At 34.7% G+C, this 22940-nt stretch carries 19 protein-coding genes; 11 read left to right on the top strand and 8 right to left on the bottom strand.

The genetic code is table 11. The annotated features are described in order from the left end of the window. Window positions 1-41: 41 nt before the first annotated feature. The 3 genes from AB674_RS18630 to AB674_RS18620 all read right to left on the bottom strand — a co-directional run bounded on the left by AB674_RS18630 (window position 42) and on the right by AB674_RS18620 (window position 3108). Complete coding sequence (locus AB674_RS18630) at window positions 42-1955, bottom strand: DEAD/DEAH box helicase (RefSeq protein WP_047778792.1); 1914 nt, start codon at window positions 1953-1955, stop codon at window positions 42-44. Window positions 1956-2159: 204 nt separating this feature from the next. Beyond that, window positions 2160-2738: a non-canonical purine NTP diphosphatase gene (locus AB674_RS18625; RefSeq protein ID WP_047778791.1), complete on the bottom strand. Its 579-nt coding sequence runs from the start codon at window positions 2736-2738 to the stop codon at window positions 2160-2162. Next, on the bottom strand, window positions 2704-3108 hold the full coding sequence (locus AB674_RS18620; RefSeq protein WP_047778790.1) for a DUF2809 domain-containing protein: 405 nt from the start codon (window positions 3106-3108) through the stop codon (window positions 2704-2706). The genes AB674_RS18625 and AB674_RS18620 overlap by 35 nt, the downstream gene beginning before the upstream one ends. 198 nt (window positions 3109-3306) lie before the next feature. On the opposite strand from AB674_RS18620, the gene AB674_RS18615 reads away from it, so the two are divergent. Beyond that, on the top strand, window positions 3307-3714 hold the full coding sequence (locus tag AB674_RS18615; RefSeq protein ID WP_047778789.1) for a hypothetical protein: 408 nt from the start codon (window positions 3307-3309) through the stop codon (window positions 3712-3714). 248 nt (window positions 3715-3962) lie between these two features. Here the strand turns inward: AB674_RS18615 and AB674_RS18610 are convergent, their stop codons facing one another. Together AB674_RS18610 and AB674_RS18605 are read right to left on the bottom strand one after the other, a co-directional pair. Beyond that, entirely contained in the window at window positions 3963-5474 is a 1512-nt protein-coding gene (locus AB674_RS18610) for an FMN-binding glutamate synthase family protein (protein ID WP_047778788.1), read from the bottom strand. A gap of 34 nt (window positions 5475-5508) precedes the next feature. Beyond that, window positions 5509-6288: an NYN domain-containing protein gene (locus tag AB674_RS18605; protein WP_047778787.1), complete on the bottom strand. Its 780-nt coding sequence runs from the start codon at window positions 6286-6288 to the stop codon at window positions 5509-5511. Window positions 6289-6578: 290 nt separating this feature from the next. Between AB674_RS18605 and AB674_RS18600 the strand changes: the two genes are divergently transcribed. Next, window positions 6579-7841: an aminotransferase class I/II-fold pyridoxal phosphate-dependent enzyme gene (locus AB674_RS18600; protein ID WP_047778786.1), complete on the top strand. Its 1263-nt coding sequence runs from the start codon at window positions 6579-6581 to the stop codon at window positions 7839-7841. 121 nt (window positions 7842-7962) lie between these two features. Beyond that, the gene (locus AB674_RS18595; protein ID WP_047778785.1) at window positions 7963-8439 is read left to right on the top strand and encodes a hypothetical protein; all 477 of its coding nucleotides are present in this window, start codon (window positions 7963-7965) and stop codon (window positions 8437-8439) included. A 45-nt stretch (window positions 8440-8484) separates the two neighbouring features. Here the strand turns inward: AB674_RS18595 and AB674_RS18590 are convergent, their stop codons facing one another. Together AB674_RS18590 and AB674_RS18585 are read right to left on the bottom strand one after the other, a co-directional pair. Beyond that, window positions 8485-9603 carry a hypothetical protein gene (locus AB674_RS18590; RefSeq protein WP_047778784.1) on the bottom strand — a complete coding sequence of 373 codons (1119 nt, stop codon included), beginning with the start codon at window positions 9601-9603 and terminating at the stop codon, window positions 8485-8487. 53 nt (window positions 9604-9656) lie between these two features. Then, a complete protein-coding gene (locus tag AB674_RS18585) occupies window positions 9657-10637 on the bottom strand; it encodes a transporter (protein WP_047778783.1) in 981 nt (326 codons plus the stop codon). 124 nt (window positions 10638-10761) lie between these two features. Between AB674_RS18585 and AB674_RS18580 the strand changes: the two genes are divergently transcribed. From AB674_RS18580 to AB674_RS18545, 8 genes are all read left to right on the top strand, one after another. Then, on the top strand, window positions 10762-11046 hold the full coding sequence (locus AB674_RS18580; protein ID WP_047778782.1) for a DUF4834 family protein: 285 nt from the start codon (window positions 10762-10764) through the stop codon (window positions 11044-11046). Between the two features lie 50 nt (window positions 11047-11096). Continuing rightward, window positions 11097-13535 carry a YfhO family protein gene (locus AB674_RS18575; protein WP_047778815.1) on the top strand — a complete coding sequence of 813 codons (2439 nt, stop codon included), beginning with the start codon at window positions 11097-11099 and terminating at the stop codon, window positions 13533-13535. 6 nt (window positions 13536-13541) lie between these two features. Continuing rightward, entirely contained in the window at window positions 13542-13706 is a 165-nt protein-coding gene (locus AB674_RS22895; protein ID WP_165579397.1) for a hypothetical protein, read from the top strand. After that, window positions 13706-14164, top strand: coding sequence for a hypothetical protein (locus AB674_RS18570; protein WP_047778781.1), 459 nt, complete (start codon window positions 13706-13708; stop codon window positions 14162-14164). The genes AB674_RS22895 and AB674_RS18570 overlap by 1 nt, the downstream gene beginning before the upstream one ends. A 466-nt stretch (window positions 14165-14630) precedes the next feature. Continuing rightward, a complete protein-coding gene (locus AB674_RS18560; protein ID WP_047778779.1) occupies window positions 14631-15917 on the top strand; it encodes a glycosyltransferase family 4 protein in 1287 nt (428 codons plus the stop codon). A gap of 31 nt (window positions 15918-15948) precedes the next feature. Beyond that, the gene (locus AB674_RS18555) at window positions 15949-17418 is read left to right on the top strand and encodes a polysaccharide biosynthesis C-terminal domain-containing protein (RefSeq protein WP_047778778.1); all 1470 of its coding nucleotides are present in this window, start codon (window positions 15949-15951) and stop codon (window positions 17416-17418) included. Window positions 17419-17512: 94 nt separating this feature from the next. Beyond that, entirely contained in the window at window positions 17513-19165 is a 1653-nt protein-coding gene (locus tag AB674_RS18550; protein WP_047778777.1) for a mechanosensitive ion channel family protein, read from the top strand. A 239-nt stretch (window positions 19166-19404) separates the two neighbouring features. Beyond that, window positions 19405-19704, top strand: a complete 300-nt coding sequence (locus tag AB674_RS18545) for a hypothetical protein (RefSeq protein ID WP_047778776.1) — start codon at window positions 19405-19407, stop codon at window positions 19702-19704. A 396-nt stretch (window positions 19705-20100) separates the two neighbouring features. On the opposite strand, the gene uvrA is transcribed toward AB674_RS18545, so the two are convergent. Continuing rightward, window positions 20101-22896, bottom strand: a complete 2796-nt coding sequence (gene uvrA / locus AB674_RS18540) for an excinuclease ABC subunit UvrA (protein ID WP_047778775.1) — start codon at window positions 22894-22896, stop codon at window positions 20101-20103. Window positions 22897-22940 lie beyond the last annotated feature (44 nt).

Raw genomic sequence — 22940 nt, 5'->3', positions numbered from 1 at the left:
GCAGTATCCAAATATAATTATCAGAAAATTAACAAAGAGAATTAATCTCTTCTTGGTCTTCTTGGTCTTGGCGAATCACCAAAGCTTTCAGAACGTCTTGGGGCTCTGTCAGAACCACCTTCAGTTCTTGGAGTTGAACTTCTGAAACCACCTTCTCTTTTTGGAGCAGATGAATTTCTGTCGCTTCTGAAACCACCTTCTCTAGGAGCAGAGTTTCTATCGCTTCTGAATCCACCACCACCAGAACCTTCACGTCTTGGAGCAAAACTTCCTTCTCTTCTTGGTCCTCCAGAGCTTCTTCCGCCACCAGAACGTCCGTTGTGATCACGTCTTCCGCCACCGTCATTTTTAGAAATTTCAACATTAATACGACGTCCTTCTAATTGTACGTTGTTTAATACTTCCATTACTTTTTCTGTGTGCTCAGGATCAGTGTTGAAGAAAGAGAAACCTTCTTTTACATCTACTTTGAAAACGTCATCACGACCTAAGTCTAATGTTTCTTTCAAATAATCTTTAAGTGACATCCAATCGAAGTTGTCTCTTGAACCGATGTTTACGAAATAACGAACTGCTCCGTTATTGTTGAATTCTCTTGGTTCAGAATCACTTCTTTCGCGTCTTTCTCCAGCTTGAGATGAAATATCTCTGTTCTTTTTGTAGTAAGCGATAAAACGATTAAATTCTACAGATACCATTTTTTTGATCAACTCTTCTTTAGATAACTCTTCAAGAACGTTGTTGATAGCCGGTAGGTAGTTGTCAATTTCGTGATCTACCTCAGTATCTTTAATTTTATTAGCTAAGTGTAATAATTGAATTTCGCAGATTTCGATTCCGGATGGAATAACTTTCTCTTCGAATTTTTGTTTGATAATTCTTTCGATAGAAGAAATCTTACGCAATTCACTTTTAGTAACAATTACGATAGAAGTTCCTAATCTTCCAGCTCTACCTGTACGTCCTGAACGGTGATTGTAAGTTTCAATCTCGTCAGGTAATTGATAGTTTACTACGTGAGTAATATTATCAACGTCAATTCCACGTGCAGCAACGTCAGTAGCAACAAGCATCTGAATTTGTCTTCCACGGAAAGATTTCATTACACCATCACGTTGCGCTTGAGATAAATCTCCGTGCAATGCAGCAGCGCTGTATCCATCTTCGATTAATTTTTCAGCTACCGCTTGTGTATCACGTTTTGTTCTACAGAAAACTACTGAGAAAATGTCCGGATTAGCATCGGCGATACGTTTTAAAGCTTCGTAACGGTCACGTGCATTTACTAAGTAAAATTCGTGAGAAACAGTTGCAGAACCTGAGTTCTTAGCACCTACTGTAATTTCTACAGGCTCGCTCATGAATTGTTTTGCAATTCTGGCTACCTCTTGTGGCATAGTTGCAGAGAACAACCATGTACTTTTTTCGTCTGGAGTATCGGATAAAATAGATACGATATCTTCATAAAATCCCATGTTCAACATTTCGTCAGCCTCATCAAGAATACAGTAATCTATATTTTTAATGTTAACTAAACCTCTGTTGATCATGTCTTGCATTCTCCCCGGAGTAGCTACAATGATCTGAGCTCCTCTTTTAATTTCTCTGGCTTGCTCTGTAATACTAGCCCCGCCGTAAACTGCTACCACATTAATACCTTTTTCGTATTTTGAGTAGTTTTTAAGTTCGTTGGTAATCTGTAAACAAAGTTCTCGTGTTGGCGATAAAACTAATGCTTGTGTATTTCTGTTGTCAGCATCAATTTTTTGAATTAGCGGAAAACCGAAAGCTGCCGTTTTCCCTGTCCCTGTCTGAGCCAACGCAACCATATCTGTGTCTTTTTCCAATAATAGGGGAATCGCCTTTTCCTGTACCTCTGACGGATTTTCAAATCCTAGATCTAAAATCGCCTTCAGTAACGATTCATTCAATCCTAATTGTTCAAATTTATTCATATGTATTTTTAAAATAGGGTGCAAAATTACTGTTAATTATTCAGATAAACTAATGCTTATTTAAGAATTATGGATTTGTTATGATTTGATTATCAAAAAGTTATAAATATTGTAAAATCATTTTGAGTAAGAAATCGTTAAAAAAGAAAAAAAATACGTCGTGAAATATAATTTTTTGAGTTTAAAATGTTGTATTTTAAACGATTATTTTGCTGAATTCAGAAAATCAATTAGTTGCTGTGTTGCTTTTCCGCGATGACCGATTTTATTTTTGATCTCTAAAGGCAGTTGCGCAAAAGTTTCCGTATAGTTTTCGGGTTGAAAAATCGGATCGTATCCAAAACCCTCATTTCCTGCTTTGGTAAGTGTGATAGTTCCTTTTACGATTCCCGTAAAAAGATGTTGTTCTCCTTTTAAGTTTAATGTTATAACGGTCTTGAACTGGGCGCTGCGATCTGATTGATCCGATAGTGCACCTAAAAGTTTGTCCATGTTATCGTTAGCGTCGCGGTGTTCGCCTGCATAACGGGCAGAATATACACCTGGAACGCCATTCAAAGCAGTAATTTCAAGACCTGTATCATCTGCAAAACAATCGTAACCATAGTTTTTAGTTACATAATCGGCTTTTAAAATTGCATTTCCTTCTATGGTATCGGCAGTTTCGGCAATGTCTTCGTGACAGCCAATTTCTTCAAGACTTAATATTTTGATAGAATCCGGAAGGATGCTTTGTATTTCTTTGATTTTATTTTTGTTGTTTGAAGCGAAAACGAGATTCATAAGTAGTATAGTTTAAGGTAAGTTTTTCTATTGTATAGGCAATTGCAATTCCAAAAGTATAAGCTAGGAGATCACTCCATAAAAATCCCTGTCCTAAAACATACCTTCCGAAGAGCGTTTTTCTCAGAGCGATAATCCATTCTTGCTGACAGAGTTGAAAAATTTCAATACTATAACAAATCAATAAAGAAATTAGTATAATAAAGTATGCTTTTTTATTAATGAATACAATTCTAACTAAAGTATACATCATTATGGCGTATAATACATCTCCAAAACATAGCGGAATTAGTGTGATTTTTCTGGAGAGTATTCCAAGACAGATTACCAAAAGAAATACGAGAGTATAGTAGATTTTTGATTTTTTCAATTTCTGTATTAATTTAGGTCTTGGTAGTCTTTTAGTTAAACAAAGATATAAAAAGGGGCGTAAAGTAGTGTGATTTTAGTGTGTTTAAAAAAAAGGCAACAGACTAGGTTTCTTTTTTGTCTTTATATATTAGACGGATTATTATTATCTTGAGACACTTTTAAGAGTAAAGCGATTAATGTAAAAATTCTAAAAATTATGAGGAAGAAAATAAGTCGGATTTTATTTGCAGTTAGTATCATAGTGCTATTGGTAAGTTGTAAAAACACTAAACAAAAACTTCAGGAGTATGTGGTTGAATATAACAATACGGCTAAAAGTTTTAAAGCAGAAAACGTAACATTAACTACCGCAAGAGGATATATAAACGATGATAAGATTGAACTGCGATTTGAGACCAACTTAGAACAAAACGAACCTAATAAAGTGGCTGCCACTGAATCGTTTCCTAAATTATTGAAAGAAATGATCCATAAAAATCAAATTCCCAAAGAGCTAATCGAAGAAGGAGTGCGATTTGATGTATATTTTTTGGCCAATGATAATACGGTTCTGGTAAAAGAAATTCTGGATAAGGAAGTTGTTGCTGTTTTGTTGAAAAAATAATTTTATCAAAGGAGGCTAGAGGGGTGAGAAGTTTTTTTTAGTTTCAGGTTTCAGGTTTCAAGTTGAGATTGAGACTGTAAACTGAGACTGTTTTAGGTTTCAAGTTTCAGGTTGGGACTGAGACTGTAAACTGAGACTGTTTCAAGTTTCAGGTTTCAAGTTGTGACTGAGACTGTAAACTGAGACTGAAAACTAAAAATAAAAGCTACTTTTCGGTTGAATATAACCGCAAAGTAGCTTTTGTTGTTTTAATGTTTGGTGACATTCGTTAGGTTGTCAGGGAAATAACTGTCTGATAAATTGCTGAATTCATCACCACGCATGAATATATTAATGTCTACATCGGCGAAGCTTTTTTTGCCGGCTGCGGCTAGAAGTTCATTTGCGGCATGTAAAGTGTTTTTATGAAAATGATAGACACGATCTGATTTATCGGTTACTACCAAACCTTTCATAAGCATTTTGTTTTGAGTTGCTACTCCGGTAGGACATTCGTTATTGTGACAACGTAATGCCTGGATACAACCTAGAGAAAACATAAATCCACGGGCACTATTGCACATGTCGGCGCCCAAAGCAACGGCATGTAGGATAGAGTAACCCGAAATAATTTTTCCGCTGCCAATAATGCGTATTTTGTCACGAATATTTAAACCTACCAATGTTTTGTTTACAAAGATCAAAGCAGGTTCAAAAGGCATTCCGACACCATCAGAAAACTCCAGAGGTGCTGCTCCGGTACCACCTTCTGCTCCGTCTACTGTAATGAAATCAGGGAAGATGTTTTCTGCGATCATTTCGTGGCAAATGGCTTCGAATTCGGCAGTGTTTCCGATACATAATTTAAAACCGATTGGTTTTCCGTTCGACAATTCACGTAAGTGTGCTATAAAATGAACTAAGCCTTTTGCATCAGAAAAAGCACTGTGGCTGGGAGGGGAGAGGATCAGTGTATGTGGAACAACTCCTCTTATTTTTGCAATTTGAACGGTGTTTTTTGCTGCCGGAAGAACACCACCATGACCTGGTTTTGCACCCTGCGAAAGTTTAATCTCAATCATTTTTACATTTGGATGATTGGCTTTTTCTTTAAAGTTTTCCGAACTAAAATTTCCTTCAGCATCACGACAGCCAAAATAACCGGTTCCAATTTGCCAGGTAATATCTCCGCCGCCGGCAAGGTGAAATTCTGTTAATCCTCCTTCACCGGTATTTTGATAAAATTTTCCTTTTTGTGCGCCAATGTTTAATGCGCGAACAGCATTTTCGCTTAGAGAACCAAAACTCATGGCTGAAACATTAAAGAGAGAGGCAGAATAAGGTTGTTTGCAGTCTTTTCCTCCAACTAATACACGTGGTAGTTCGTCATTTACTTTTGCAGGGAAAATAGAATGTTTGATTCCTTCGTAGCTGTCCTGATTTAAATTGAGTTGTGTTCCGAAAGGAGTATTTGAATCAATATTTTTGGCTCTTTGATAGACTAAAGAGCGTTGATTTCTGGAAAAAGGTTTTCCGTCTGTAGATCTTTCGATAAAATATTGTTGAATTTCCGGAGCGATCATTTCAAATAAATACCTGAAATAGCCTAAAACCGGAAAGTTTCTCAGAATGGCATGTTTGGTTTGAACAGCGTTATAGATTCCGACAACCAATAGAATCGGCAGAATGATAACGAGTAAAAAACCACGATCTGTATAATAATAGATTGCAGCAACAATTAGAAACAATAAGAATCCGTAAATAAAGAATTTTTTTCTCATGTTTTTTTGAAATTAAAATGGAATAGTTTGGTAATTAGTTGAAGCGTAAACGAACGTAAACGTGTTTAATGCCTTTTTTGTCTGATTCTCTTTCGTCAATTTCAAGAATATCAGTTAAGGATTTCAACATGGGCGTAAGTTTTGAGAAACCGTAGTTTCTAGGGTCAAATTCGGGTTTTTTCTTTACAATCAGATTTCCGACATCACCAAGGAATGCCCAGCCGTCATCGTCTTCGATGTCTTCAATTGTGGCTTCGATAAGTTCGATAGTTTGCTTGTCGATTTTGTGAAGGGCTTTTTCGGCGGGTTTTTCGACTGGTTTTTTAATATCGGCTACGGCGGTTTTTGTTTTCTTTTTCTGAATGGCGCCGTCTAAAACTTCAATATAAATAAATCGATCACAGGCGACAATAAAAGAGTTTGGTGTTTTCTTTTCCCCAATACCAATCACTTTCATGCCGGATTCCCGCAGACGAATTGCTAAACGTGTGAAATCGCTATCGCTGGAAACAATGCAAAAACCATCCAATTTACCGGAGTAGAGCAAGTCCATGGCATCGATTATAAGTGCTGAATCGGAGGAGTTTTTACCGACCGTATAACTGTATTGTTGTATGGGAGTGATGGCATGCTCGAGTAAAACCCCTTTCCATCCGTTAGCGTTTGGTTTGGTCCAGTCGGCATAAATACGTTTTGTGGTTGGTGTTCCAAATTTTGTTATCTCTTCCATCATACCCTTTACATTACTATAAGGAACGTTGTCGGCATCAATAAGAACGGCTAGTTTTAAATCTTTTGAGGTGCTTAAAGCCATTATTTAGATATTAGAATTTATAATGTTCATTTTGTAAAATGCTTTTAAAATTAATAAAAAATAAAACAAATTCGTTCGTTTATGCGGAATTTATAACAGGTATAAATTACGGTTTTTAGTGTTGGTTGTATTTTTTTAAAGGAAAAACACTACAAATAAAAAGGTTTTTACTCTTAAAGTATATTAAAGTATTGCCTTGAATCCGATTCATTTTTAAATTATTATGATAACATAGAATAAATATTTATTTTTGCTCGCGTTTAAAATTAAAAATATTACTTCATTATATTATGGTAAAAGATTTATTCGAAAGAATTCAAAACAATAAAGGGCCGTTAGGAAAATGGGCTTCACAAGCTGAAGGGTATTTTGTATTCCCTAAATTAGAAGGAGAACTTGGTCCAAGAATGCAATTTGGTGGGAAAAATATTTTGAACTGGAGTATAAACGACTATTTAGGTTTGGCAAATCATCCTGAAGTACGTCAGGCAGATATTGATGCTGCTGCAGAATATGGTGCTGCTTATCCTATGGGAGCACGTATGATGTCTGGTCACACTAAATACCACGAACAATTAGAAAATGAATTGGCTGCTTTCGTAATGAAAGAATCGGCTTATTTATTGAACTTTGGTTATCAGGGAATGGTATCTACTATTGATGCTTTGGTTACTAAAAATGATATTATTGTGTATGATGTAGATTCTCATGCTTGTATCATTGACGGAGTTCGTTTGCACATGGGGAAACGTTTTACTTACAAACACAATGATCTTGAAAGTATAGAGAAAAACCTGCAGCGTGCTACTAAAATGGCATTAGAGACTGGTGGTGGAATCTTACTTATTACAGAAGGTGTTTTTGGAATGCGTGGCCAACAAGGAAAATTGAAAGAAATTGTTGCACTTAAAGAGCAATACAACTTCAGATTATTAGTTGATGATGCACACGGTTTTGGAACTCTTGGTAAAACAGGAGCCGGAGCAGGTGAGGAGCAAGGAGTTCAGGACGGTATCGATGTTTACTTTTCTACTTTTGCAAAATCAATGGCTAATATTGGAGCTTTTTTAGCTGCAGATAAAGATATTATCGATTATTTAAAATACAATTTACGTTCTCAGATGTTCGCTAAGGCGTTACCAATGATTCAGACTATTGGATCTTTGAAACGTTTGGAATTGTTGCGTAACCACCCGGAATTGAAGGATAAACTTTGGGAAAACGTAAATGCATTACAAAACGGATTACGTTCAAAAAATTTCAATATTGGAGATACTAATACTTGTGTAACACCGGTTTATTTAGAAGGAAGTGTTCCTGAAGCAATGGTTATGGTGAATGATTTAAGAGAAAACTACGGTATTTTCTTGTCTATTGTAATCTATCCGGTAATTCCAAAAGGAATTATTTTGTTGAGAATGATTCCAACAACTTCACATACTTTAGCTGATATCGATGAAACGTTAGTTGCTTTTGAAGCAATTCGTGAGAAATTAGAAAACGGTACCTACAAAGAAATAGCAAGTAAAACAAAGGTTGATTTAGATGCTTAATTGCTAAAAATGATAGATTCCTCAAATAGTGGGAATTATGTAAAAAAATCCATTCTGCATAAGAATGGATTTTTTTTTATTTCAGCTAAATTTATAATAGTAAAACATAAAAAATATTATTATGAAAAAAATACTCGCACTAACGATAGTCACTTTGGCTGTTTTAACATCCTGTAAAAAAGCACCTGAGCCGGTAGAGATTGCGCCAAATCCGCCAAAAGAGGCAGAGATTGTAGAGCCTTCCGGAGATCAATGTTATGCTTCGATTGCGAATAACAGTATTGTGCAACTTAGTTTTAATGTAAACTCACATCAGGAAGTTAACGGGAAATTGAGTTATGCTTTATCGGGAAAGGATAAGAATGACGGAACGATTATCGGAAATATGAAGGGAGATACGCTGATTGCAGATTATACCTTTATGTCGGAAGGACTTTCGTCTGTCAGAGAAGTTGTTTTTCTTCAAAAAGACGGTGCATTTATTGAAGGATATGGAGATATTGTCGAGGTAAATGATAAAGCAACCTTTAAGGATAAAACAAAACTGAAGTTTGATCAGAAAAATGCGTTGACTAAGGTTGATTGTAAGGTAGAATAAAATCAAACCCGACAGGTTTTTGAAACCTGTCGGGTTTAGTTTGTTTTAAAGATCCTTTTTATACGTTTTTCTTCGGCAGTGTACTTTTGGGTCGAAATTTTTCCAAAGTAAATGAATGGCCGTATTTTCGGCTAATTCGGGAGTTCTAATGCAGTTTACGATTCCTTTTTCAGAAAAAGTTTTAAAATATTCGTCAAAGATAATCGCTGTAACTCCTTTGTTTTGATAGTCGGGATGTACGCCAATTAAATAGAAAACAACATCTTTACTGTGTTTTCTGGCTTTTAACAGATGGTAAAAACCAAATGGGAAAAGTTTTCCTTTTGCTTTTTGTAAAGCTTCAGAGAAACTAGGCATTACAATACTAAACGCTACTAAATTATCCTCCTTGTCAACTACAAATTTGATGTATTCCGGATTGATAAAACTGATGTATTTCTTTTTGAAATATTCTTTCTGCACATCAGAAATGGCAACAAAGGAAGCCAGGTTTGCATAAGAATCATTAAACAAATCAAACATTTTATCCACGTGCGGCATAATGTCTTTTGTTTTGGTAAAGGTAAGCGATCTTAAACCGTATCTTTTTTTGATTAATTCCTGTGCTTTCAGGAAAAATTCAGGTTTTACGTTAGAAAATGGGAAAATGCTTTCGAGATATTCTTTCTCAACTTGAAAACCTAATTGTTCAAAATGGGTTACATAATAAGGATTGTTGTACCAGGTAATCATAGTCCCCATCTGATCGTATCCTTCTGTAAGTACTCCAACTTTATCCAAATTAGAGAAGCCCATTGGACCTTCAACATGTTCCAGATTGTTTTGTTTTCCTAATTCGTATACTTTTTCTAATAAAGCTTTGGTCACTTCAATATCATCAATAACATCAAACCAGCCAAAACGAACTTTCTTTTTGTGCTGATTGTTTACTTCCGACCAGTTGATGATGGCCGTTATTCTACCAACAATTTCATCATTTTTGTAAGCCAGATAAAAATAAGCTTCGGCGTTCTCAAAAGCAGGGTTTTTGGTTTTATCAAAAGACTCCAGTTCGTCAGCAATTATAGGCGGAACCCAATACGGGTTGTCTTTGTATAGTGAAAACGGGAATTTGATATAATCTGTTAATTCTTTTTTGCTTTTGGCTTCTTTAATTGTAATCATTAAGATCGTATTGTGAAATATCTCTTTGTTTTGAGATTTAGGTTATTAAATTTTTATTCGTATTTAGATTTACGTTTTCTCTCCTGTGCCTGATAATCTGTTTCCTTCTTAGATTTAGCATCTTTAGGATTGTTTTTGTCTTTTCGGGACTGCCTTTTGGATTCTATTTGTTTTTCTTTGTATTTTCCGTCATAACGCCATGAAACTCCAACTCCTCCGTATAATATAGACGGTGTGTTTTTAAAATTGGTGCTTATGGAAGCATCAACTTGTAAGTTTGGGTTAATCAGATAGGCTGCTCCACCGCGCACGATGCCATCGCTGTAAAAATCACTTTTATAACCCTGATTTTCAACAAAACCGGACCATTTGTTGTTGAAACCGTGCGTTAAAGTTAATACATAACCATAACTTGGGTAATCTGTTGTGATATAATCGGCAATAATATTAGTTACAAATACCCATTTCCCGCCACCAAACTGATTTTGTGTAATCAATACTACTTTTGGCGAAATACTGGACTTCGGAGAAAAAGAGTACGGATTGTCTGCGCCAACAAAATTGGCTCCTGCAAAAAGAGATACAGCAGGTATTAACTGATGCCAGTCAAAACTATGATTGGCTTTGTAACTGTATATGTTTTTTGTTTTTTCGTAGTTTTTAAAAGGATCGTAGATTAAATATTTCGCTCCCAAAACGGTTTGTCTGAAATTATTTCTCTTAGAATTGTTGTAGGGTGTATTAAAAGCTTCCATTTGATATTGCAAATCAAGTACAAATTCAAGTTTTTCTAAAAATGCACCATAACGGAATGTTAAATCGGTACCAAAACCATTCGCATCATAATTTAATAAATCATGTTTTTCCTTTATTCCATAGATACCAATTTCGGCCTGAATAACAGTTTTTCCAACAGCAAAGGCAGACATTGTCTCCCCCGGACGGTTAGAATTAATGATATCAGTGTATTGTGCGAAAAAGAATTGTGGTGTAAAAAAGAGAGTAGCAATAAATAAGTTTTTAACTTTTAACATAAACGTAATTTTTGATTAAAAAGTAATAACGCATTTCAAATGTACATATTTTATTATTTATTTAAGATTGATATTTTAATTTTAAACAACAGATTTCTTAATTTTGAAAAAAAAATATACAATTATGCAAGAAGCATCTTTTTCAGGTTTAATAAAAGCTATTTTTTACATCTTGGCTTTTTATTATATTTTTAAATTTTTAGCTAGAATCTTTTTGCCTGTGTTGGTTAAAAAGGCTGTAGAAAAAGCAGGAGAGAATTTTCAGAGACAACAACAATATAGCCAGGGTAACTCATGGCAAAATACGCAACGTAATAAAGATGAGATAATTATCGATACTGCGAATGCGAAAAATCCCCGTGAAACCAAAAAAGTGGGAGATTATGTTGATTACGAAGAAATAGATTAAGTTTGTGTCCTGAAAAAACAGGATTCATCATTTAACCAAACTTGCCTAAATTGAAAATAGTAAATAAGTTCTATCCGCACGCCCTAGTAGTTTTGGGCTTTATTCTCGTTTCCCTAATTTATTTTTACCCGGTTTTGCAGGGAAAACAAATTTTCCAGTCTGATATTGCTCAATATACCGGAATGGCAAAGGAACAAAATGATTTTAGAGCTACAGAACATGCCGAGCCTTATTGGACAAATTCTGCTTTTGGAGGGATGCCGACATACCAGCTTGGTGCCAATTACCCTAACGATTATGTTGGGAAATTAGACGATGCATTGCGTTTTTTACCTCGCCCGGCTGATTACTTATTTTTATACTTTTTAGGTTTCTACGGTTTATTATTGGTTTTAAAAACAGATCCTTTAAAAGCTTTTATTGGCGCATTGGCATTTGGTTTTTCAACCTACTTAATTATTATCTTGGGAGTAGGGCACAATGCAAAAGCACATGCGATTGCTTATATGCCATTGGTTATTGCCGGATTTATACTGGTTTTTCAGAAAAAATACATTTGGGGAGGTTTGCTCACCATGTTTGCGGTGGCTTTAGAGGTTAATGCCAACCACTTCCAGATGACCTATTATTTATTGATTTTTCTGCTGATACTTTCGGGTTATTATGCTTTCAATTTCATTAAAGATAAAGAATACAAGCCACTTTTAATTTCGTTTGGTGTTTTGGTAGCCGCAGGAATTTTGGCGATTGGAGCCAATGCAACTAATTTATTGGCCACCAGCGAATATGCTAAATTTAGTACACGAAGCAATAGCGAATTGACTTTTAATCCGGACGGAACAAAAAAGACAAACGAGAATGCGCTAAGCCGTGAATATATCACAGAATACAGTTATGGAATTGCAGAGAGTTTGAATCTAATTGCGCCAAGACTTTTTGGAGGTTCAAATCATGAAAATGTAGGCACAGACAGTCGCATGTATTCTTTCATGATCGAAAAAGGAGTTCCATCAGAACAAGCACAAGATTTTGTATCCGGGATGCCTACTTATTGGGGAGACCAGCCTATTGTTGCGGCTCCGGCTTATATTGGGGTTGTAGTTTTCTTTTTAGCTGTTTTGGCATTGTTTATTGATGATAGAAAAATAAAATACGTTTTTCTTTCGGGAGCATTAGTTTCACTTATACTCTCATGGGGGAAAAACTTCTCTCTGTTAACAGACTTTTTTATCGATTACGTACCAATGTACGATAAATTCAGAGCTGTTTCCTCTATTCAGGTGATACTTGAATTGTGTTTCCCTGTTTTGGCTGTTATGGGCTTACAATCGTTTTTTAAAGCGAAAGAAGAACCAAAATTACAACAGAAAGCATTGGTGCAAACCGGAGTTTTTGGTCTTGGAATTTTATTGATTTTAGTAATTACCAAAAGCATGTTTCATTTTTCAGGAAGCAGCGATAGTTATTACTTAGAAAGTTACGGACCTGATTTTGTTGACGCTTTAAAAGAAGACAGAATGAGTTTGTATTCGGCAGATTTATTGCGATCAGGCTTTTTTATTGTAGTGACTTTTGGAATTCTGTGGTTGTTCATTAAAAACAAATTTTCGCAAAGTACAACTTTAGTCATTGTTGGTGTTTTAATGATTTTTGATTTGTTCTTTGTAGATAAAAAATACGTTTCAGCCAAAGATTTCGTTAGTCCGGTGCAAATTGCAGCTCCATTTCAGGAAACGCCATCCGATGCTCAGATTTTAAAAGATACCACACATTACAGAGTTTTTGAAGTAAACGGAAATATGTCGAGTGCGCGTGCTTCTTATTTTCATCATTCATTGGGAGGATACCACGCAGCAAAACCAAGAAGAATTCAACAGTTGTTTGATTACCAAATTGCAAAAAACAATATGGAAGTGTTGGACATGTTGAATGTAAAATATATTATCCAGACCGATAAAGAAGGAAAAGAATTCCCGACCGTAAACCCGAATACCAATGGTAATGCCTGGTTTGTAAGTTCGGTTAGACTGGTAAACAAACCGGATGATGTGATGAAAGCATTAGACAATATCGATACTAAAAGGGTCGCTGTTTTTAATGTGCGTGAACACGAAGGCAAATTCAGAAATGCGCGTTTGAAAAAACAATGGGATACAACCGGAACAATCAAAACGGTAGTATACAAACCAAATTATATTAAATACGAATCAGACAATAAGAAAGACGGTTTAGCGGTTTTCTCTGAAATGTATTATAAAAATGGTTGGAATGCCTATATCGATGGACAATTGACAGATCATTTCCCTGTAGATTATGTCTTAAGAGCGATGGAGATTCCGGGTGGTCAACACACTATTGAGTTTAAATTTGAACCTCAGGTTGTAAAAACCGGAAGTACGATTACCTTGATAAGTTCAATCGGAATGTTATTATTGTTGATTGGTGGGATTTATTTTGAAAGGAAAAGAGTAATTTTACATAAAGAGTAAATTTTCATGAAAACTACTACTGCAAAAAAAAATCAGAAACCTCAAGTGAATGATACTTCCGTTAATTCGGAATTGCAGCAGTTATACGTTGAAAGGATAGAGCGTTTTATGGCTTTAGTGGAACTTTCATATGCCTTAAAACATTCTCCTAAAATTATTCAGAGTAAATAATGCTTCTGGAAATTCTAAATATTTGGAAAATTTTTAATGAAGAGAATGTTCGTTACATTACTATTGGAGGTTTGGCTGTTAATATCTATGGGTATGTAAGAAATACAGGAGATATTGATATATTGATTGAGGATTCTGTTGAAAATAGATTAAACCTTCGGGCTGCTTTTAAAAAAATAGGATTAGGTGATTTTCCACAAATTGAAACGATGCAATTTGTAGCAGGATATACTGATTTTACTATATCTTATGATTTGAGATTAGATGTAATGACTTCGATTAAAGGTCTAGAGAATGTGAAATTTGATGAATTACATCAAAAAGCTACTATTGTTTATTTACAAAAAACACCAGTCTATTTTATTGATTACGATAATTTAATGATTGCAAAAAAAGCGACTAATAGATTAAAAGATCAGTTGGATATTGAAGAATTGAATAAATTGAATAAAAAATAAATGGAAAGCAGAATCTAAAAAGCGCTTTCTTATGTGGAAAGATTAGAAAAATTAATGGCTCTGATAGAGTTGTCTTATATGTTGAGAAAGGCAAAAAAGTACACTTTTAAAGATATATATAAAAGCTAGTTTAATTAGAAATGGTTGATTTTGAGTAAGTTATTTTTGAACGTTTTTTCAATTATTGGTCTGCTGATTTTAGATCTTTCAGTTTATATTTTCTGTGGTCTTTTTATGATGGGATACGATGATTTTTATGATGAAAGTCAAGGAGAGTATTTTAGTTTTTCAAGCATGGAAATGAAATATAAAGTAGTTTATGTCTTTAGTAATTTCTGGCTTATCTTAAACGGTATTCTGTTATTGTGTTTTTTATTTAATTTATATAAGAAATTGATTTTAAAAAGGCATAAATGATTCTAATAACTTTTAAATTTGCATTTTTAAAACTTTAAACCAATTTTTCTTGGAACAAAAAAAGCTCTTAATCATTACCTATTATTTCCCACCTGCCGGAGGGCCTGGTGTACAACGTTGGTTGAAATTTGTAAAGTACTTACCTGACTTTAATGTTCAGCCTATCGTTTATGTTCCTGAAAACCCAACTTATCCAATCGTTGATGAAGCTTTGGTTAACGAAGTATCAGATCAGGTAATTGTTCTTAAAAATAAAATTATGGAGCCTTACCAACTGGCGGCTCTTTTTTCTAAAAATAAAACAAAGAAAATCAGTTCGGGAATCTTTCCACAAAAGAAAAAGCAAACGTTTCTGGATAAACTTTTTCTTTGGGTCAGAGGGAATCTTTTTATTCCGGATGCCCGTGTTTTATGGGTAAAACCTTCTGTTTCTTATCTGGAAAAATACATCAAAGAAAACAATATAGATACGATTGTAACTTCCGGTCCACCGCACAGTTTGCATTTAATCGGATTAGAATTAAAAGAGAAACTAAATGTAAAATGGTTTGCTGATTTCCGCGATCCGTGGACTACAATTGGCTATCATAAAGCATTGCGTTTATCTGCTTACGCTGCGAAAAAACATAAAAAATTAGAACATAAAGTGCTTAATTCGGCAGATGCGATTATTGTAACCAGTAAAACGACGAAAACGGAGTTTCAGGCGATCACCAGTAAACCAATTTCGGTAATTACAAACGGTTATGATATTGAAAATGTTGAAAAACAAACTTTAGATGCCAAGTTTACTTTGGCTCATATCGGATCCTTTCTTTCAGATCGCAACCCGCGTTTTTTATGGGAAAGTCTGATCGAATTACTTCAGGAAGTTCCGGATTTTAAGACGCATTTAGAAATAAAATTAATTGGTGCCGTAAGTCAGGAAGTATTAGATGCTATCAAGGAGTTTAATCTGGAGGAGTATTTAAATCTATTGGGTTATGTTTCGCATCATGAAGCTATTGCGCATCAGAAAAAATCACAGGTTTTGCTGCTGATCGAAATTAATTCAGAAGATACCAGAAGTATTATTCCGGGTAAATTGTTTGAATATATGGTGTCAAACAGACCTATAATTGCAATTGGACCACAAGGTTCTGATTTCGCGGATATTATAAAGGAAACAAATACAGGTGTATTTTTTGATTATTCTGAAAAAGCGAAACTAAAAAGTGTAATTTTGGACTTTTATAATCAATATTTGGAAGGGAAATTACAAGCGAATGGCGTTGGTTTACAACAATATTCGAGAAAAAACTTAACCAAACAGTTAGCACAGTTGATTAGCGAATAAACGATCAGAACACTACAATCTAAAATTACAAATGGGCATTGTCTTAAATCAGTCTTTCAAAAATACCATAATTACTTATATAGGCTTCGGAATCGGAGCCATCAATACCCTTTATTTGTATCCGGTTTTTTTAGGTGCTACCTATTATGCTTTAACCAATTATGTTCTTTCTGCGGCCAATGTAATCATGCCATTGTTTGCCATCGGAATGCAAAACACACTGGTTAAATTTTATTCCCAGTATAAAACAGAAAAAGAAAGAGAGCAGTTTCTGTCGTTTACGGCATTGTTTCCTATTATAATGTGTATTCCGTTAGGGATTATTGGTTTGCTATTCTTTGACGATATTACGGCCTTTGTCTCTAAAGAAAATCCTGTTGTAAAGGAATTTATGCTTCTGATTCCTTTTATCGGAATTTGTATGGCTTATTTTGAAATTTTTTATGCTTGGGCAAGAGTACATATGCATTCGGTTTTTGGAAATTTCATTAAAGAAGTAGGATTGAGATTGTTTTCTTCGTTTGCATTAGTTGGTTTGTATTTTCATTGGATCACTTTGGTGCAATTTGTTTACGTGACGGCAGTAATTTATTTTATTGGCTTTCTGGTAACCATGTTTTATGCCTTTTACATAAAAAGACCCAATTTTCAGATTACAATTCCGGCGAATGTAAAAAGTGTAATGGAATATACTTTCTTTATTATTCTATCAGGAAGTGTAGCAAATTTACTTTTGGACGGAGATAAACTGATGCTGAATCAATACATGAAAATTGAGAATATTGCCTATTACTCTGTTGCGACCTATATTGCGTTGGTAATTTCGGTTCCAAGTCGGGCGATGCATCAGATTGTATATCCAATTACAGCAAAATTGATGCACGAAAATAAACATGATGAACTGAATGTTTTGTATAAAAAAACCTCAATAAACCTCCAATTCGTGGGTGGTTTTGTGATGCTGTGTATTTTTGTAAACATCAACCAGTTGTACGAATTGGTTCCTAAAGAATACAGCGGGGGGATTCCTGTAGTGTTTATGATTGGATTGTCGAAGTACTTCGATTTGATTTTAGGAAATAATAATGCCATTATTTTTAATACCAAATACTACCGAATGGTGCTGTATTTAGGATTACTGCTGGTGTTTTTAACTTTTGTTTTAAACATGATCTTTATTCCGTATTGGGGAATATTCGGTTCTGCATTTGCGACTTTATTGTCTATTACTTTATACAGTTTAGCTAAATTGCAATTTGTGGTTAAGAGACTGCATCTGTATCCGTTTACAAAACAGACGGTACATTCGATTTTAATAACAGCTGCTTTGTTTTTAGTGTTTTATTTTTGGGAATTTCCTTTTTATCAATTGATTAGCATTGCATTAAAATCCGCTATAGTAACTGTTTTTTATGTTTATTTCAATTATAAGTTCAATATCTCACCCGAAATCAATCAGGTTATTAAGAATCTTTTAAAAAGAATCGGAATTAGCATTTAATAAGATTTTACAGAAAATAAAAAGAAATGTTAAAAGGAAACTTAATTGTTTTTATATTTGTTAGAAAGGATAATTAATTTATTTCTAATAGCTTATGAAAAAAAGATTAGTTTGTTTTTTAGTGCTCTTTATTGCACTGTCTTCTTCTGTCAGTTTTGCTCAGAAAAAAGAGCCGCAAGAGCCAGCAAAAGCTATAGATTCAGTTAAGTTAAAAGGTTATCCTGTAAGCCCTTTTAAAGACACACTTTTTTACGTTTATAATAAAGTAGGCTCTTTTTCTGCCGAGAATAGGGCGAATGCTATTACAGAAAAAATCAAAAAACTATACGAAGAAGCTTTTTTTGATGCCGATTCAATCCGAATTGTTCCTTCAGATATTACTCAGGATATCATGTACAAAGGCGATTTTGTCATTATGTCAATTTTAGAGATTGATGCCAAGGTCGAAAAACAGTCCGCAGCTTATCTTGCAAAACGCAATTTAAACCTGATTAAGAAAGCAATTGTTAATCAGAACGAAAATCATTCCCAGCTTCCAAAAAGATTGGGTTATACGGTTCTGCTTATTCTGATTGTTGGTTTTATACTGTTTTTTGTCGGCAAGATTTTTAATAGAGTTAAACTTTACATTTTAAAGAACAGCGACAAACACTTTAAAGGGTTTGTTTATAATAATATTACAATGCTTTCGCCGCAAAGACAGCAATTTGTCGTGATGCGTTTATACGGATTCATCAAGATTATTGCGCTGATTTTGATCGTTTATTTCTCTTTGCCTTTATTGTTTAGTATTTTTCCGGCTACAGAAGATTACACCACAACATTACTTCGCTGGGTACTTTCTCCGGCAAAACTTGCTTTTTTAGGATTTGTTGGTTTTCTGCCAAGTTTATTTGCTATTATAGTCATCATTGTAATATTCAAATACGCACTGAAAATTATCAAATTCTTTTTTGATGAGATAAAAAAGGAGAACATAAAAATCGATGGTTTTTACAGCGATTGGGCAATGCCGACCTTTAATATTATTCGATTTTTAATGATGGCCTTTATGCTGGTTATTATTTTCCCGTATCTGCCAGGTTCCGATTCTCCGATTTTCAAAGGAGTTTCCGTATTTGTGGGGGTTTTGTTTTCATTGGGTTCTTCAAATGCCATTGCCAATATGGTGGCGGGATTAGTTATTACTTATATGCGTCCTTTTAAGATTGGTGATTTTATAAAGATTGGTGATGTAAGCGGGGAAGTGATCGAAAAAACAGCTTTAGTAACCCGGGTAAGAACTCCGAAGTTTGAAGACATTACGATTCCAAATGCGACCGTATTATCTAGTACATCGACGAACTTCTCGGCGAATACAAAAAATGCCTCAAATGGCTTGTTAATCCACACTACGGTGACAATTGGATACGATGTTCCGTGGAAAGATATTCATAAAGCTTTGATTGAAGCAGCACTAAAAACAGACATGATAGAACAAACTCCGGCTCCTTTTGTATTGCAAACGAGCCTGGATGATTTTTACGTTTCTTATCAGGTAAATGTTTATACTAAAGAACCTACAAAACAACCGAGGATTTATTCTTCGTTGCATCAAAATATTCAGGACTCTTTTAATGCTGCCGGTATCGAGATCATGTCTCCACACTATAAAGCGTTAAGGGACGGAAACACAACAACAATTCCTGAAAATTATTTAAAAACAGACTATGAAGCACCAACTTTTAATGTAAAGAACAAGAGTTAAGTCGCTGATAGGCAGATATAAGTATTGAAATTTTAACAGTTTTTTATTTTGTTGTTCGCTTAATAAAAACTAACTTTAGGTGAGAATTTAATAGCAGTTTAATTAGTATGATTAAAAAAATCTAATAAAATGCAATAAATATAAAGTAATGGTGTTTTAGTAGATTGAAATAATTGATAGTAATTAAGAAAAATTAACAATGAGAGTGGAAGTATTGGGATTAATTTAATTTGGTAATTATGAAGCACAATCAACTTAGTCAGGAACAAAGCTTACAAGTATTTTCTAATATGATATCGAATAAAGTTCATAATGGATTTACACTGGAAGAGAGAAATGATGAATTGCTTTTTGCAGTTCTTTCAAAAGGGGGAAAAGTGGTCAATCACAGTTTGAATTTTACAATTTTTTGTCTGACTTTGGGGTTATGGTCATTTGCATGGCTTTATCTTACTCTGGAAGCGTCTAAACAGAAAAAAATATTAGTCGCAATAGATGAAGACGGGTTTCCTTTTGAAGAGAAATGTTTAGTAGCTTAAAAGTAACAGCTAACAGTAAGTAAAACGGCCAGAAATAGGATTTCTGGCCGTTTTATTTTTTGAGTTATTTAGTTATGTATTAAACGCAATTTATTTATTTTTTTTCACGCAGATTTTGCAGATTTTTTTTCATTGTTTTTTGAAAAAATCTGTTAAATCTGCAAAATCTGCGTGCTATTCTACTTTTGTATTTCCTATCCCAAAAATGTACTTTCTCGAAATCTGTGGTACAAAAATAAGTACGCTGGTTCAGAGTGATAGCAATACAAAGAAAAGCTGGCCACGAATTACACTAATTAAAAGGATTTGATCTAAGGTTTTTGATTTCTCTTTTTACTATTTTGTCATTCTTGCACTGACTAAACGAAATAGTATTCGTAAAGCTTTGTGCAAAACCTACAGTTTGTCTTTTAAATATACTCCGGTTACGGACTCTTTTACTTTTACAATGTCTTCCGGAGTTCCTACCGCTAGTAAATGACCTCCGTTTTCTCCACCTTCCGGGCCTAAATCAATAATCCAGTCGGCACATTTGATGAGATCCAGATTGTGTTCAATAACAATTATTGAATGACCTTTATCTATTAACGCTTCAAACGAAGCAAGTAATTTTTTGATATCGTGAAAATGCAAACCGGTAGTAGGTTCATCAAATACAAACAAAGCTTTGTCTTTTGTAGCTCCTTTTACCAAGAAGGAAGCCAGTTTAATACGTTGCGCTTCACCACCTGAAAGAGTAGAAGAAGATTGTCCTAATTGTACATAGCCTAAACCTACATCCTGAAGTGGTTGTAGTTTTTGAGTGATCTTAGTTTGTTTGTTTTTTTCGAAGAAAGCAATGGCATCATCGATCGTCATCGTAAGAATATCGTTGATGTTTTTATCATCGAAAGTAATTTCTAAGACTTCTTTTTTAAAGCGTTTGCCTCCACAAGTTTCGCAAGGTAGCTGTACATCGGCCATGAAGACCATTTCAACATTAATAGAACCTTCTCCTTTGCAGGTTTCACATCGGCCTCCATCAACATTAAAAGAAAAATGTTTCGCCTGATACCCTCTTATTTTTGATAGTTTTTCTTTGGAGTACAAATCACGAATATCATCATAGGCTTTGATATATGTAACAGGATTAGATCTCGAACTTCTTCCAATCGGATTCTGATCGACATACTCAATATGTTTTATTTGCGAAAAAGAGCCTTTTATTTCACTAAACTGCCCCGCTTTTTCAGAGGCACTTTCCAGCATTTTTTGCATGGCCGGAAATAAAATTTTCTTTATAAGGGTACTTTTTCCACTTCCCGATACACCGGTAACGACTGTTAAAACGTCCAGCGGAAAAGTAACATTGATATTTTTTAAGTTGTTTTCTCTGGCGCCAACGATGTCAATATGATTTTTGAATTTTCGTCTTTTTTTCGGAACCGTAATTTCCAGATCTCCATTTAAGTACTTTGCAGTCAGAGATTCTGATTGCAGGATTTCAGGATAAGTACCTTGCGCCACTAGATGTCCACCAAAAGTACCGGCTTCTGGACCAATATCGATAATCATATCGGCTGCCTTCATGATATCTTCGTCGTGCTCTACAACAATAACGGTATTGCCTAAATCACGCAGAGAGAGTAAAACTTTTATTAAACGTTCTGAATCTTTTGGATGCAAACCAATACTTGGCTCATCTAAAATATACATAGACCCAACCAAACTACTCCCGAGAGAGGTAGCCAGATTAATTCGTTGTGATTCTCCTCCTGAAAGCGTTGCTGAGTTTCTGTTTAAAGTAAGGTAGTCTAAACCTACTTCGGTTAGGAATGACAAACGATTATTGATTTCGATCATCAGACGTTTTGCGATTTGATGTTCGTAAACGTTTAGTTCTATATTTTTGAAAAAAGTAACCAGATGTTTAATCGGTAAATCGACTAAGTCAGAAACCGTTTTTCCATTGATTTTTACATAGGACGCTTCTTCGCGTAGGCGCTTACCACGACACACATGGCATTTTGTTTTTCCACGGTAACGGGATAACATTACCCTGTTTTGGATTTTATAATTTTTTTCTTCTAATTCTTTGAAGAAATCATTTAGCCCTTGAAAATATTGATTTCCACTCCAGATCAGCTCTTTTTGTTCTTCTGACAGTTCAAAATAGGGTTTATGAATAGGAAGATCAAATTTATAAGCATGTTTAACCAATTCATCTTTGTACCAGCTCATGCTATCACCTCTCCAGGGATAGATGGCGCTTTCGAAAATAGATAAAGAAGTATTCGGAACCACCAGATCGGCATCTATTCCGATAATGTTTCCATAACCTTCACAAACCGGACAAGCACCGTAGGGGTTATTGAAACTGAATAAATGAACATTTGGTTCTAAAAACGTAATGCCATCCAATTCAAAATTATTAGAATAAGAAAATCTTCGTTCGGAGTTTAATTCCTGTAGATAACAAATCCCTTTTCCTTCAAAAAAAGCAGTCTGTATCGCATCTGCCAAACGATTATAGAATTCTTCTTCTTCTTTTACAACGATTCGGTCGATAATAAGCAGTATGTCTTTATTGTCAAATTGATGTAACTCTGCCTCAGCAAATTCATCCAGACGAACCATTTCATTATTCACAAGAATACGGGCAAAACCTTGTTGAAGCAGTACTTTTAGTTTGTCTTCCAATTGTCTTCCTTCTTCCAGATGGATCGGAGCCAATAAAAGCCATTTGCTGTCTAATTCCAATGTTTTTACATCTGAAACAACATCGGTAACGGTATTTTTCTTTACTTCCTGACCTGAAACCGGAGAGTACGTACGACCAATTCGGGCATACAGCAGTTTCATATAATCGTAAATCTCAGTCGATGTTCCTACAGTAGATCGGGCATTGGTAGTATTTACCTTTTGCTCAATCGCAATTGCCGGAGCAATCCCTTTGATATATTCAACTTTTGGTTTGTCTAAACGACCTAAAAACTGACGTGCATAAGAAGACAAACTCTCCACATAACGACGCTGCCCTTCGGCATACAAGGTATCAAAGGCTAAACTCGATTTTCCGGAACCTGAAAGTCCTGTAATAACCACGAGTTTGTTTCTGGGAATAGCTACATCTACATTTTTTAAGTTATGTACTTGTGCGCCTTTAATGATAATATTATGTTTTGGGTCGAGTGTAGAAAGGTCGATTTGCATAAAAAAAGTCAATTTCTACAAAAGTAATCAATTTTGACTTGAGT

The organism is Flavobacterium sp. ABG (genome assembly GCF_001027725.1).
GTDB lineage: Bacteria > Bacteroidota > Bacteroidia > Flavobacteriales > Flavobacteriaceae > Flavobacterium > Flavobacterium cupriresistens.
This window is presented reverse-complemented; position numbering and strand designations above follow the sequence as displayed.

Bases quoted from the DNA above. Each gene is read 5' to 3' on its own strand.
- AB674_RS18630 (WP_047778792.1), bottom strand. From the start codon at position 1,955: ATGAATAAATTTGAACAATTAGGATTGAATGAATCGTTACTGAAGGCG.
- AB674_RS18625 (WP_047778791.1), bottom strand. From the start codon at position 2,738: ATGAATCTCGTTTTCGCTTCAAACAACAAAAATAAAATCAAAGAAATA.
- AB674_RS18615 (WP_047778789.1), top strand. From the start codon at position 3,307: ATGAGGAAGAAAATAAGTCGGATTTTATTTGCAGTTAGTATCATAGTG.
- AB674_RS18610 (WP_047778788.1), bottom strand. From the start codon at position 5,474: ATGAGAAAAAAATTCTTTATTTACGGATTCTTATTGTTTCTAATTGTT.
- AB674_RS18605 (WP_047778787.1), bottom strand. From the start codon at position 6,288: ATGGCTTTAAGCACCTCAAAAGATTTAAAACTAGCCGTTCTTATTGAT.
- AB674_RS18600 (WP_047778786.1), top strand. From the start codon at position 6,579: ATGGTAAAAGATTTATTCGAAAGAATTCAAAACAATAAAGGGCCGTTA.
- AB674_RS18595 (WP_047778785.1), top strand. From the start codon at position 7,963: ATGAAAAAAATACTCGCACTAACGATAGTCACTTTGGCTGTTTTAACA.
- AB674_RS18590 (WP_047778784.1), bottom strand. From the start codon at position 9,603: ATGATTACAATTAAAGAAGCCAAAAGCAAAAAAGAATTAACAGATTAT.
- AB674_RS18585 (WP_047778783.1), bottom strand. From the start codon at position 10,637: ATGTTAAAAGTTAAAAACTTATTTATTGCTACTCTCTTTTTTACACCA.
- AB674_RS18580 (WP_047778782.1), top strand. From the start codon at position 10,762: ATGCAAGAAGCATCTTTTTCAGGTTTAATAAAAGCTATTTTTTACATC.
- AB674_RS22895 (WP_165579397.1), top strand. From the start codon at position 13,542: ATGAAAACTACTACTGCAAAAAAAAATCAGAAACCTCAAGTGAATGAT.
- AB674_RS18570 (WP_047778781.1), top strand. From the start codon at position 13,706: ATGCTTCTGGAAATTCTAAATATTTGGAAAATTTTTAATGAAGAGAAT.
- AB674_RS18555 (WP_047778778.1), top strand. From the start codon at position 15,949: ATGGGCATTGTCTTAAATCAGTCTTTCAAAAATACCATAATTACTTAT.
- AB674_RS18550 (WP_047778777.1), top strand. From the start codon at position 17,513: ATGAAAAAAAGATTAGTTTGTTTTTTAGTGCTCTTTATTGCACTGTCT.
- AB674_RS18545 (WP_047778776.1), top strand. From the start codon at position 19,405: ATGAAGCACAATCAACTTAGTCAGGAACAAAGCTTACAAGTATTTTCT.
- uvrA (WP_047778775.1), bottom strand. From the start codon at position 22,896: ATGCAAATCGACCTTTCTACACTCGACCCAAAACATAATATTATCATT.